The sequence below is a fragment of the Shewanella sp. NKUCC05_KAH genome (genome assembly GCF_019345585.1).
GTDB lineage: Bacteria > Pseudomonadota > Gammaproteobacteria > Enterobacterales > Shewanellaceae > Shewanella > Shewanella oncorhynchi.
The window spans coordinates 43,388-56,031 of the sequence record NZ_JAHKQZ010000017.1; the positions used below are offsets into that span (position 1 = coordinate 43,388).

Sequence of the window (12,644 nt, forward strand, 5' to 3'; positions counted from 1 at the left end):
AAAACGAGAGAAGACTATGATTAACGTGTTGTTTTTTGCTCAAGTTCGAGAATTGTTGGGCACAGCTAAATTAAGTTTAGAGGCGAGCGAGCAGACTCAAACTGCCGAAGCATTACGGGCAACGCTGGCGGCCACCGACGACAAATGGGCCAAAGTATTAACCTCTGACAAATTGCTGGTGGCGGTAAATCAGACCATTAGTCAATGGGATACGCCTGTAAACGATGGTGATGAAGTCGCCTTTTTCCCACCGGTTACAGGAGGTTAATATGCGTTTATTACCCGCAGTTCGAGTGCAAGAGGTCGATTTTAGTGTTTCTGACGAATATTGCCAGCTAGCTCAAGATGATAGCGATGGTGCCGTAGTCACTTTTGTCGGCAAAGTGCGTGATTTTAACGATGGCGCCGCGGTGACAGATTTAACCTTAGAGCACTATCCGGGCATGACCGAAGCCGTGTTAGAACAAATCGTTGCCGAGGCGCGTAGCCGTTGGCCGCTTAATAAAGTTACGGTTATTCACCGTGTCGGTACTATGGCTTTGGGTGAGCAGATTGTGTTTATCGGCGTAACCAGCGCCCATCGCAAGGCCGCTTTTGCTGCCTGTGAATTCTTAATCGACTTTTTAAAAACCAAAGCGCCATTCTGGAAATTAGAAGCGGGCGAGCAAGGTAAAAGTTGGGTTGAAGCGAAAGATGCCGATGAACAGGCGGCTAAGCTATGGCAACACAAAGACTAGTCGCGTGACAGAGATACTCGTAGTCGCAACGCAGCTTGCCAGTTTAAGACCCGCGCGAATATTGCACTAAGGTGACCCAATGCAGAGTTTGACCCGTTTCTTTCATACCTGTGTTTTTGCATTACTCTGGTGCTTGGCGGTCGTGCCATCGACGAGTCGCGCGGCGGATAATACAGCGATTCCCGCAATTGCCGCTGCCTCTGATTTACGTTTTGCCCTCGATGATATTAGCCAAAAATTTACCAATGAAACTGGGCTAAAAGTAAAAATATCCTATGGGTCATCGGGCAATTTTGCTACTCAAATCCAAAATGGTGCGCCCTATGAATTATTTTTATCTGCGGATGAAAAATATATTCAGCAATTGCATAGTGCTGGCGTTGCCCGCGATGCTGGCGTTCTTTATGCCCAAGGGCAACTCGCTATTGTTGTACCTAAAACCGGTCGTTTGTCCGTTGATCCTGAACTTAAGGGGTTAGCCGAAGCACTCGCTGCAGGAAAAATTACCCGTTTTGCTATTGCTAATCCTGATCACGCTCCCTATGGCGAAAAGGCCAAAGAAGCATTGCAGTTTGTGCAGTTGTGGGATGCGATTCAAGCTAAATTGATCCTCGGGGAAAATGTGTCCCAAGCAGGGCAGTTTGCGATTAGTGGTTCAACCCAGGGCGGGATTATTGCGCTCTCTTTAGCTATGTCTCCTACTTTTGCCAAACATAGCGATTACGCCATAGTGCCAGCAAAAATGCATAGTCCACTGTTTCAGCGTATGGCATTAATGGCCAAGGCGGGTGAAACAGCTCAGCAATTTTATGATTATTTAAGAGCCGATAGTGCCCGTCGTGTTTTGGCCGATTATGGTTTTTCATTGCCAGAGCAACCATGATGGATTGGCAGGCACTTTGGTTATCGGTCAAGCTGAGTGGTATTACAGTTTTAGTGTTGATTCCTCTAGCTATATTGGCTGGACGGGCATTAGCCTATCGTCAATTTGTCGGCAAATCTTGGGTCGAGGCGCTGATCATGGTGCCCTTAGTATTACCGCCGACTGTGATTGGTTATTACTTGCTGGTGGGGCTTGGCAGTCAAAGTTGGCTCGGACAATGGATTGAGCAAGTCATGGGTCAGCAACTCGTGTTTCACTTTTCAGGTCTGGTTATCGCCTCTGTTTTAGTTAATATTCCCTTCGCTGTGCAGCCGATACAACGCGCCTTTGAAACTGTACCTAATGATGTTCGCGACGCAGCCGCTTGTTGCGGCATGAGTCGACTTAAAATTCTACTTAAAATTGAATTGCCTATGGTGTGGCCGGGTGTGCTAACGGCATTAGTTCTGTGCTTCTCCCATGTGCTTGGGGAGTTTGGCGTTGTGCTGATGATGGGCGGCAATATTGCTGGCGAGACTAAGACGATTTCGATTGCAATTTATGACAGTGTGCAATCATTCGATTTTAATGCCGCTGGCACTATGTCATTAGTCTTATTGCTGTTTGCCGTGACGGCGTTAGCACTAACAACCAGTCTATCGCGGCGTTTAGGAGGTCAGCGTGGTGCAAATTATCGCTGATCTGCAGTGTCAGATCCAAAATCATAAACACATTAAACTCAACGCCGATTTTCGCTGTAAAGCGGGTGAAGTACTTGCTGTGGTCGGGCCGTCTGGCGGTGGAAAAACCACACTGCTACGGATGATCGCTGGGTTGAATCATCCCGATACGGGACAAATCCACTTTGGCGATCGGCCTTGGTTTGATGATAAAGCGCGTATCGCCTTAAGCCCGCAGCAACGCCATATCGGTTATATGCCGCAGCATTTTGGGCTATTTCCGAATCTCACTGCCTTAGAAAATGTAGTCGCTGGGCTTGATCATATTCCCAAGGCGGAACGCATACCGCGCGCGAAAGATTGGCTCGAACGGGTCAATCTACAGGGATTACCCGATCGATTACCGGCGCATTTATCGGGCGGCCAGCGCCAGCGCGTTGCGCTTGCCAGAGCGCTTGCTCGCGAACCGTCAGTTTTGTTGCTGGATGAGCCTTTTTCTGCGGTGGACAGGGAAACTCGCGAGCGATTATACCTTGAGCTTGCGCGCCTCAAAGAGCAGTTACTCTGCCCAGTGATTATGGTCACCCATGACTTAAATGAAGCCTTACTGCTGGCTGATTCGATGATTTTGATCAGCCAAGGCAAGATGCTGCAGCAAGGTGCACCTTTCGAGGTGTTATCGCGGCCACGAAATGAAGCTGTGGCTAGGCAGATGGGGCTAAGAAATATTTTTGATGGTGAAGTGGTATTTCAAGACAGCATTAAAAATCTCACTTGGCTTAAATTTGGTGAGCAGCTAATTGCCTGCGACTATGGCAAAGAGCGCCCTGTGGGAAGTCGAGTCCGTTGGGTTATCCCCAATCAAGGTATTCGTTTTAATTCGATTTCCAAAGGGCGTTTATGCCGCAGTTTTAATAAATTAGATGTCACGATCGACGCTATGCTGGTGATGGGCGAATCCGTTCGGCTTATCTGCTACGTTACTGGCACCCCGTTACAACTTAACACTGAAGTCTCGCTGCATTTTGCCCAAAAGCTTGCTCTTACTAAGGGGATGCAAACCACAGTGGCACTCAAATCCGAACAAATTCATATTTTGGAATAGCTTAGCCTTTAGTCCACCATGATAACTCTGAGTAAACCTGCCACCATTTAGGTGCGATTTCGCATTATCGCGTCTAGCTCAGTTATCAATTGGGCTATTGTCGTTTGAAATTGAGCCAATTCCGCTTCAGCATTATTATTTCCCTGTTGCCTCATTTTTTCTTCGAGTATCCAAGCGTGCTCTGCTATTGATGTGAGCCCTAACATACTGATAGTTCCAGCACATCTATGGATCTTATCCGCAAGTTGAGGTGTTTTAAGTTGAATATCCTGAAGTGAGGTTTCGAGCTCAGTTTTAAACATTAATAGCATTTTGCTTAATGTCTCTTCCCGACCAAAGGCATCCTCTAATATTTTTATATCGATAAGTGCTGGTTTTGCAGACGGTAGCCATTTCAAAAGCATTTCATACAGCTCATCTAAGTGCAGTGGTTTTGCTAGTAAGTCATCCATCCCAACTGCGATGCACCTTTGTTTCTGTTCATTTAACACGTTGGCCGTGAGTGCGATGATGGGAATATGTTGCCCCTCGATTTCCTGCGATCTCACTTGTTGGCAAAAAGTGTAGCCATCCATCACTGGCATGCGGCAATCGCATAACACTAAGTCATATTGAGTCTTTTGCATGAGGGCGAGCGCTTGGGCACCGTTATCTGCGATATCGCATGTTAGGCGTAACTGTTTCAGCTGTCGCTGCACCAATATCTGATTAAGTTGATGATCTTCAACTAATAATATTTTGCATTCTGGCCAGTTAAACTTAAATTGAATATCCCTTTGCGGGGTTGAGACGATAGTATCAATCCACCCCATGTTGATGTAACACACATCCTTCACAGCTTGCGATGTTAAGGGGTTAGCATTCAATAAACATTGCTCATTTTGGTATCTATAACCCAGTGCTTCATTAAAGTGAGTACAGAGTATGTGTTGCCGATCATCCGAAGCATTATCAGTAAACAACAGGTCTGCATTGGCTTTATTCTCTGTTAATACAATGCCTAATGAAGCTAAATGCCAAGATAAAGTGTGACGTAGTTTTATATCGCCGATGGCGATATATGCTTTTAATCCCTGTAATTGCTCATCAAATTCATTCTGAGCCACCACAGGTAACCGAATGCGTAAACCAATAAATGTGCCTAAATGAGGGGCGCTATTCAGGATGATGTCGCCGCCCATCATTTCGGCGAGTGTATGGCTAATGGCAAGGCCCAAACCTGCACCACCATAGCTACGTGTTGTCGAGACATCAGCTTGCTCAAAAATATTGAATATTCGCGCTTGAGTCTCAGTATTCATACCGATACCCGTATCTTGTACGCCAATGAGCAGTAATTGTTGACCTTCTTGTTCGGCTTCAAGCTTGACTGAGACTTCAATAAACCCGCGTTCAGTGAATTTAATGGCGTTATTTACCCAGTTGAATAGGATTTGCTTTATGCGAAGACTGTCTCCTGTTACCCGTGCTGCTACGTCTTGGTCAACGTGTAAGTAGAGGCTTAAGCCTTTAGTGCGTAAATCATTCATGACCATATTAAGCGTACTATCGAGAACTTCACGCAATAGTATTGGTGTCGATTCTAGACGCATTTTTCCCATGTCTATTTTAGAAAAATCGAGAATGTTATTAATGATTTGGAGGATTTCTTCCGCGCCATTACTAATGATTTGCACCATTTGTTTTTGTTCTATGCCAAGAGGGGTAAAGCTGAGTTGCTCTGCCATACCCACGAGTCCATTCATGGGCGTGCGGATCTCATGGCTCATGGCTGCGAGAAATTCAGCTTTTCTTTTAGTGGCTTGCTCGGCGTTTTCTTTTGCGATGGCTAGAGCATTTTCGACGATGCGCCGTTTATTGATTTCTTGCCTGAGTTTTAAATAGGCTATGGTTAAGCCGCCAATGAAAAGTAGTAACCCTATCGCAATCGGCAGTAGTGTTTTGAGTAAGGTGTGCCAAGAGATGCCTTCGCTGTAATTTACGGCTAGCCAAGTATTGCGGATCTGCTGTTTTTCTTTCTCACTCATACTGGAGAAAACACGGTTAATTAATGGGATAAGTGGCCAATAAGGTTCACGAACGGCAACAGCGAGTTCATCTTTATAAGGCGTTGGTGCCGCTACTCGTAATTCATCGTCAAATTTGTCGTCGATGAGCATAGTCACAACGGCCAAATTACCTATGTAAGCCGCTGCTTTGCCCTTTGCGACTAAGGTCAGACCTTCGTCAGGATTGGCTGAAACTACAACATCGATATTCGGATAGGCTTTTTTAATGCTTGGCAGCAGTAGATTATCTGTGATGACCACGCGTTGAAAGTTCAGTTCTGACAGCCCCGCGATTCGCGGACTGTTGCGGGCAGTGGCTATAACAATAGGGAAAGACGTAAACACTTCGCTCATGTGCCAGTCTGGATATTGTGCTTTCAATCGTGTTGGAATAATGGCGAGATCAATCTCATGATTAACGAGTGCGCTTTGGATTTCATCCCACGTTCTGGTTTTTTGTGCCGCATAATCAAGCCCTAGTTTTTCTCTGAACTGTTCAAGATAATCAGCAAGTAAACCAACCAAGATGCCTTTATTGTTAACCGAAGAGAATGGCATCCAATGACTTACAAATCCGACTCTGAGTGAAGGTAAACCTGCCAGCCATTCGCGTTCATTGGGTCTAAGTAGAAAATTACTGTGGCCTAAAAAATGAAGATCACCCATACCTAGCCAAGTTACTTCGAGAGCATTGCGCTCTTCTACACTCAGAGCCATTAAGGCGTTATCGAGTTGTGTTACAAGCAGGCTATTGTTCTTCGTGATCCCTAAATGTAAGTTTTCCATCATCAGGGGGGCTTGGGCAACGATAAGAAGTTCAGGGTGTGCACTAATGTATTGGTTAGCAACATGAAGATTACCGATATAGGCATCGGTCGTTTTATCAATGACGGAGGAAAGTGCTTGTTCTGTATTAGAAAATGTTACTTCTGTTACGGTTGGATAATGCAGTTTGACTAATTTCTCCGTCGAGAATCCTTTTTCAACGGCGATCCGAGCTTGGCCAAATTCACTCACATCGCGAAAAAATCGGCTGTCGTAACGAATAACGACAACAGTAGGGGAGGTGTAGTATGAGCGGCTAAACATAAGGCATTGAGTACGTTCAACAGTACGAAAAGCGTCAAGCAAGACATCGACTTCCCCATTACAGCCAGCAGAATAGAGGCTCATCCAATTGGGATAAACCTTCCAGTCAATTTGATAATTAAGATTTTTGGCGAGCAGTTGTATGAGTTCGACACTAAATCCCGTTGTTATCTGGTCATTAATTTGTTGAAAAGGTCCCCAGCCATTGGCGAGTACGCCTACTCTAATTGTTGTGGTTTTGGGCTGTTCGGCATGAGTGATAAAAGTCATGCATAGCAGGGATAAGCAACTGAAGATGCAAAGAAGTTGGTAACGCAATTTTTGAGTCGCACTCATCTCTATGACCAAAGTGTATTAAGTCTCGAAAAAAACACCGATGCCAAGTAGTATAGATAAGGCATCCATAAGTTCACATTATCACGAGGAGTTATATATGGCTTTTAAGATCATCCTTGCCGACGATCACCCTATTATACTCACTGGCGTGCGTAGTTTGATGGCTGAAATGCAGCCAAGTTGTGACATTGTTGCTGAAGCAAATAATGTTTCCGAATTATGGCGTACATTAGAACAACATGAATGTGACTTATTGATCACAGACTTTAGTATGCCTAATGATGACAATGTCGATGGTATGGCCATGATTAAACAGCTAAGACGAAAATATCCAAATTTGCCCATAATAGTGTTGACTCAAGTACATAATTTAGGTGTATTACAAGCGCTGTTACAGATTGGAATACAAGGCTTATTATTAAAAAAATCAGTCATTGCCGAATTAGAAAAAACAGTTAAAAAAGTATTGTTAGGCTCTGTTTACATTGGCGAAACTGTCCGTGAATTATTAAATGAACAAGGTATTAATCAATATACCATCCCAGTTGAACTTTCACTGAAAGAAATAGAAGTGGTACGTTTACTGGCAAACGGCATGTCAGTGACTCAAGTTGCCAGCTATTTACACCGCAGTGTAAAAACCATAAGTACCCAAAAAACCAATGCGATGCAAAAACTCGGTTTAAAAAGTGACAGTGAATTGTTTCATTATGCACAGCAACAGGGATTATTTTAATGTTAAAATGGAGGAATTTCAGCCTCGAACATAATAGTTACATCCCCTTGGTAAGTGCTTCCTGGATATTTCATCATTTCAGTTAAGTTGGTTTTGTTAATTTCAAACAATAGCTTTCTTGCAACATTGATATATTCCCCATCTGTATTTGTAAAATGGTACTTTGATGTCGATAGCGGCACTGATTTTCCTATACCATTTATATAACTGATTTCTATATTTGTTTTGTGACTGTTTTTAATGTTTTTAAGTTGGCACTGGCCATTGTTTTGATATTGGCAATAACTCAATGAAACATCAAATGGTGCGCTAAACCAAAGCTTAAACGGCAATTCAGCCTTTAAGTTGGGCGGTGTTTTTCCGCTGTTCATCCATGGTGCCCAGCCCTTAGGCGGTTGCAAGATTACTTTATTGCTGCCAGCAGGGAATTCTAACTTAAGTTGATGCGTGACCCTTAAGGTAAATTCTATGGTTACGTTTGAGTCTGAATAGGTTGCATCACCAAAGTCGAGATCTTTATTGCGTCCAAGGCTCAGGGTTATATTGCCTTTATAAGTACCATTTTCCATCTTTAAAGGATCGGGAGGTTGCAGTTTATAACCAATATAAATCCTTTGGAGGGTAATATTTTTTGAGGTGAATGTAGTGTTAAATATATTGTTGTAACAAATCCCTCCTAGTTTTTGGTTGGCATTCTTTATATCATAGAAATATTCAAATATACTTGGGCTAGCCCAAGTTTGTTGTCTAAAACTACAATCACCCTGCACAGTTGTTTCTAGCCAAAGTGTCCCACTTGTGCCAGCTTCTTTTATAATATTTGGTGTTTGACTTGCGCCAATTTGCGTTAATTTAAACTTCATTCTATGAGAGGATCCTCCACCTTTTTTAGTTAACTCAACGGTCTTTTCGCCTGTAAATTTCTGATAGGTAATGGCATGCTCCAATTTATCATCATTGCTGACGAGTCGTGAGGTCATCTTTATTGGTATATTTATAGCCTGCTCTTTTTCTAGTGAGGCAGTGCCGTTACACCAGAATCCTTCTACTTGCCAGTCTACTGAACATGGTGTCGTGTTAATAAACTTACTACCATTAATATCATAGGGCGCAGGTTTATATTCAGCAGTAACTTGAATGGTAGCTGCCTCTGTTAATGGGCTAAGTAGTAGATATCCCATTAAAGTATATAAAGCGTAACGATAGTTCACTTGGCTAGGCTCTCTGTTAATGTTTGCTGTGCCCATGTTTGGGTATTACAAGTGATATTGCCTAATAGCAATAGATTCTGTTCACGTTTAACTCGGTGTAAATCGAGTTCAAGGTTGCACTCTTGTATACCTTGATATTCCACTTGCAAGCTCGGATGGTGTTCACTCATTTCAACGGCAAAAAATCCGTCAGCTTCACTTAAGCTGCGCCCTGCATGGTTGGCGATAAGCGCGCCCTTAAGCGGCAATCCCTGTTGATTCACTAAGCGGCCAATCACAGTGACAGTCTTCATGACTCTGATTTGTTGGTAACTGACGCCTCCCTTATTGAGGTGGTAATGCAATACGCTCGGTTGGATGACTGAAGGTGTGTCATCAAAGTCCTGTATGGCGAGTTGTACGCTACCACTGCGATAGGCGGTCACTGGCACTAAGTTGCGCCCAGGCTTTAAGGTGACACTGCCACCGTGCTCATCTTCTGCTTGTAAAAGGATGTCTGGGGTATCAGCCATGACATCGATTATCATGCCCGCATCGTGGTTTTGGCTTTGGCCTGAGATGCTGAGTTCACCCTGTTGCCCCAGTGCAACCATGCTATCAAGGTTGATACCTCCTGTGATGCCGCTGTTATAGGACGATGACTGTGCATAGGCATCCCCGCTAACAATATTATTGCTAAAGCGGCTATTGGCGGTTGCACCAACACCATAGCTATCCGTGTTTAGTCCCATCCCTATGGTTTCAATGCCACGCCAGTCTAGTTGCTGTTGGTAATCAATATAGGCATGCTGTTCTTGCCCGCCAGAACGTGAAGTTCTGCTGCCTAAGCCACCACCCATTCGACGCGTTTGATCGCCTAAGTTCATACTGAAATAAAGTGCTCCGCCTTGGTCGCGCTGGCCTGAAGTGTTAATGCTGCCAGGACGATCGAACGCATTTAAACTCCAGCTCATTTGGCGTCCCCAGAGTTTGCCGCTGTACTGCCAACCTAAGTCAATTCCTTGACCTTGCTCGGATTGATGTGACAAATAGGCCGAAACAGAGTGACCATTTCCTAAGTTATGTTGCAAAGATACACTCGTCTTTTGGGGATTAGAGTTCGTGATATCACTACTTTGCGATTGATTGAGCTGTTGCTGATGGCTGAGTACAAAGCTGCCGTGTCTATAGCTATAAACTGCTTGTAAATCAAAATCGCTGCCCTGTTGTTCATTCATCACCCAGTTACCAAAAAAGCGCAGTTGTTGGTTCCAGTCCCAATCAGCCGAAATGCTGTAGTGCCAACCTTTATCCATAAATTGAGCCGCGGCGCCAAGGATGATCGCCGGTGTTAATAAGTAGTTTGCGAGTACCCCCGTGCTGAGTCCGCGTCTGCTTTCATCATCCCAATTCGTTATATCTTGTAACTTTTCTCCAGCAAACAAGTTCACCCGAAAGGGTTCTTCAGTGTTTTGCCATTGAATGGGTTTGTTAATGATTTCTCGACGACGTTCAGTGACTTGGCCATCTTCTAGAATCCGAATTTCAACTTCATATATGCCAGATGGTAATACTTTAGTATCAATGGCTTGTAAGCCAGCGTTAATCTGTTGCGAGTTGATCAATTGTCCATTTTGATAGATTTCTACCACACCTGCACGATTCGGAGTGACATAAATGGGTGTGGCACTGGCATAGGCTTGATCGACCAATAACTGATTAGAGTCACCCAACATCACGCCCATCACAGCTTGTGAGCTGCCGCTATAAATGATGGGCTGACGAACTAAACCTTGGGCATAAGGGGAGAAATACCCGAGTCGATAGAAGTGTCCTTCGTTTTGGTGTTCTGTATACAACTGTTGAATAGTCGAGTTGAGTGTCTCTTCATTATTTTGAGTGACTTCACCTTCAAGCAGTGTGGTCCACTGGCCTAAACTTGCTTGGGCTTGCAAATTATAACGGCCTGCGTAATCGCTCTCATTGGATTGACTCCAATTGAGTTGTTGTCGAAATAGCGCGCCGTAGCTGCCTTGTTCAGGCAAGGCATAGTAGTGTGAGTTTGATGGCTGCTTTTCGATATTGGCCGTTAAAATAGATAATTGAGAGTTCTCCAAATTATATTCAATCGCTAATATGCCGCCCTGACAGCCTTTTGAGCACAAACCCAACTTATGTTTTTGGTTTAATTGCGCTATCCATAATTGTTGCTGACGTTCGTCAAGATCGCTTTCGCTCACGTCTATGAGTTTTAATAGTTGCACACTGGTATCGAGTCCTAACACTATTTCACCTTCGCCAAGCAATTTATTATCAATGGTGATTCTTACTGTTAATGGGGCATTGAAAAAATGCTCAGAAAATCCATCAGGTAAGTCTTGATATTGCTTTAGCAGCTTGAGCGAGTCCGATGGCGTGTTATTAGCCAAAGAGCAAGAGCTAAAGATTAGCGTTGCGATCAGAATAGTCAGGATCAAAGATGACAAGTGTGTTGCCTCATATCGAAAAAATGAAAAGCATGAGTCGTTAACTTGAAAATTAATAAAGCTCCCTTTGCGGGAGCTTTTTTGAAATTTAACTTAATAAATCTCTATGGTTTTTTAGGTGGTGCTTCAGATTCGAAAATCATATTGACCATGCCTTGGTAGTTACCTGCGACATAGCCGCTTGCTGGGACAGTTGGAATGATCTCTAGTCCAAGGGTTTTACCCGTTTTAGCATTGTCGACATCGACTAATTCTGTCGCAGATGTCTTCAGTTCAATACCGCCCACTTTAACTGTTAGTGCAATATTATCATTGCCACTGGCGATAATGGCTGGGTTTGATAAGTAACCTGTAATAGCACCAATGGTACTTTTAACTTCTAGTTGCTTATTTAATTGATCTAGCTTTTTTGTATGGGCGTTATATGCTAACTTTTGCTGGCTGTTGATCCAGTTATCATTGCCTGTTGGTTGCACAAAAAAGTTCTCTGACGGAATTTGTGCAATCACAGTGACTTGATGTTCAATCTTTTCAGCCGCAAATGAGTTCATGGCCACTAATAAGGTTATTGGGGCCGCTTTCCATATTTTCATTACAGTCTCCTTTAGGATGCATTAGTTACCAATAACTATGCTTTTGGTTTTATCACCTTCAATCAATTGAAAGTGATAGCTTTCGTTACTATTTTTTACCAGTTGTTTTTTTGAACCGGGTAAGATGTGCAATTTGGTCGCTGTGGAACACTCTTTGGTTTTTTTGTTACATGATTCAAAAAAATCTAAAATGATAGTCGTATTCCCGTTATTTTTTATTTCTGCGCTATTTGTGTCTTCCGTTATTTCAGTTGAGTATTTAGGTTCTTCTGGGGTGATAAATAAAAATGCCCCATAACCTGTTAGTATTTGTATTCCGGCCGTGAGTTCTTCACGAATTTTTTCAGTTTTTTGCTCATCAAATCCATCATTGTTTTTTGGCTGCACTGGTACAAAGCGAACTCTAAAGTAACGTTCTGTGTCTTTTTTATCTAAGAATAACAATCTCGTTGCTTGTACTCCCTTGGCTGGGATAATTAAGCGAGACGGGCTCGCTATCAAGGCGCGGTTTTCTGTTTCCTGTTCTGGCACTTCATAGGGTTGGCCATTTTCATCATATTTTATTTCGTTAATCGATATTTTAATAAATGCGGTTGAATCACCTATGTTCATTATTTTTTTCAAATAAGTGGTTTTATTGCTAGGCATATAGTCAAATAAGGTTCCTATGCTTATTTCTGCCGCAGCATAAACTTGAGAGCTATAAAAAATAATACCAAACAGCGCTAAATATAATCGCATTATTATTGAGTTACCTTGTATTGAGTTGCCTTTATTTCATT

At 43.2% G+C, this 12,644-nt stretch carries 11 protein-coding genes; 6 read left to right on the forward strand and 5 right to left on the reverse strand.

Annotation, left to right across the window (positions count from 1 at the left end; translation table 11 throughout):
* Positions 1 to 16 precede the first annotated feature (16 nt).
* The 5 genes from moaD (at position 17) to KO533_RS15495 (ending at position 3,384) form a co-directional block, all read left to right on the forward strand.
* Positions 17 to 268, forward strand: a complete 252-nt coding sequence (gene moaD / locus KO533_RS15475; RefSeq protein WP_006079756.1) for a molybdopterin synthase sulfur carrier subunit — start codon at positions 17 to 19, stop codon at positions 266 to 268.
* 1 nt (position 269) lies between these two features.
* Positions 270 to 737 (forward strand): molybdopterin synthase catalytic subunit MoaE, encoded by a 468-nt coding sequence (gene moaE / locus KO533_RS15480; protein ID WP_219254990.1) that lies wholly within the window; start codon positions 270 to 272, stop codon positions 735 to 737.
* A 79-nt stretch (positions 738 to 816) separates the two neighbouring features.
* Positions 817 to 1,620 (forward strand): molybdate ABC transporter substrate-binding protein, encoded by an 804-nt coding sequence (gene modA / locus KO533_RS15485; protein ID WP_219254993.1) that lies wholly within the window; start codon positions 817 to 819, stop codon positions 1,618 to 1,620.
* A complete protein-coding gene (modB, locus tag KO533_RS15490) occupies positions 1,620 to 2,300 on the forward strand; it encodes a molybdate ABC transporter permease subunit (protein WP_219255078.1) in 681 nt (226 codons plus the stop codon). The genes modA and modB overlap by 1 nt, the downstream gene beginning before the upstream one ends.
* Positions 2,281 to 3,384, forward strand: a complete 1,104-nt coding sequence (locus KO533_RS15495) for an ABC transporter ATP-binding protein (protein WP_219254995.1) — start codon at positions 2,281 to 2,283, stop codon at positions 3,382 to 3,384. Before modB ends, KO533_RS15495 begins: the two co-directional genes overlap by 20 nt.
* A 47-nt stretch (positions 3,385 to 3,431) precedes the next feature.
* Here the strand turns inward: KO533_RS15495 and KO533_RS15500 are convergent, their stop codons facing one another.
* Positions 3,432 to 6,791 (reverse strand): transporter substrate-binding domain-containing protein, encoded by a 3,360-nt coding sequence (locus KO533_RS15500; RefSeq protein ID WP_251073465.1) that lies wholly within the window; start codon positions 6,789 to 6,791, stop codon positions 3,432 to 3,434.
* Between the two features lie 163 nt (positions 6,792 to 6,954).
* Between KO533_RS15500 and KO533_RS15505 the strand changes: the two genes are divergently transcribed.
* A complete protein-coding gene (locus KO533_RS15505) occupies positions 6,955 to 7,593 on the forward strand; it encodes a response regulator transcription factor (RefSeq protein WP_168826430.1) in 639 nt (212 codons plus the stop codon).
* 2 nt (positions 7,594 to 7,595) lie between these two features.
* On the opposite strand, the gene KO533_RS15510 is transcribed toward KO533_RS15505, so the two are convergent.
* From KO533_RS15510 to KO533_RS15525, 4 genes are all read right to left on the reverse strand, one after another.
* Positions 7,596 to 8,804, reverse strand: coding sequence for a hypothetical protein (locus tag KO533_RS15510; protein WP_219254998.1), 1,209 nt, complete (start codon positions 8,802 to 8,804; stop codon positions 7,596 to 7,598).
* Complete coding sequence (locus KO533_RS15515; RefSeq protein WP_219255000.1) at positions 8,801 to 11,269, reverse strand: CS1-pili formation C-terminal domain-containing protein; 2,469 nt, start codon at positions 11,267 to 11,269, stop codon at positions 8,801 to 8,803. Before KO533_RS15515 ends, KO533_RS15510 begins: the two co-directional genes overlap by 4 nt.
* A gap of 104 nt (positions 11,270 to 11,373) precedes the next feature.
* The gene (locus KO533_RS15520; RefSeq protein ID WP_212600250.1) at positions 11,374 to 11,862 is read right to left on the reverse strand and encodes a CS1 type fimbrial major subunit; all 489 of its coding nucleotides are present in this window, start codon (positions 11,860 to 11,862) and stop codon (positions 11,374 to 11,376) included.
* 21 nt (positions 11,863 to 11,883) lie between these two features.
* Positions 11,884 to 12,603, reverse strand: coding sequence for a hypothetical protein (locus tag KO533_RS15525; RefSeq protein ID WP_212600251.1), 720 nt, complete (start codon positions 12,601 to 12,603; stop codon positions 11,884 to 11,886).
* Positions 12,604 to 12,644 lie beyond the last annotated feature (41 nt).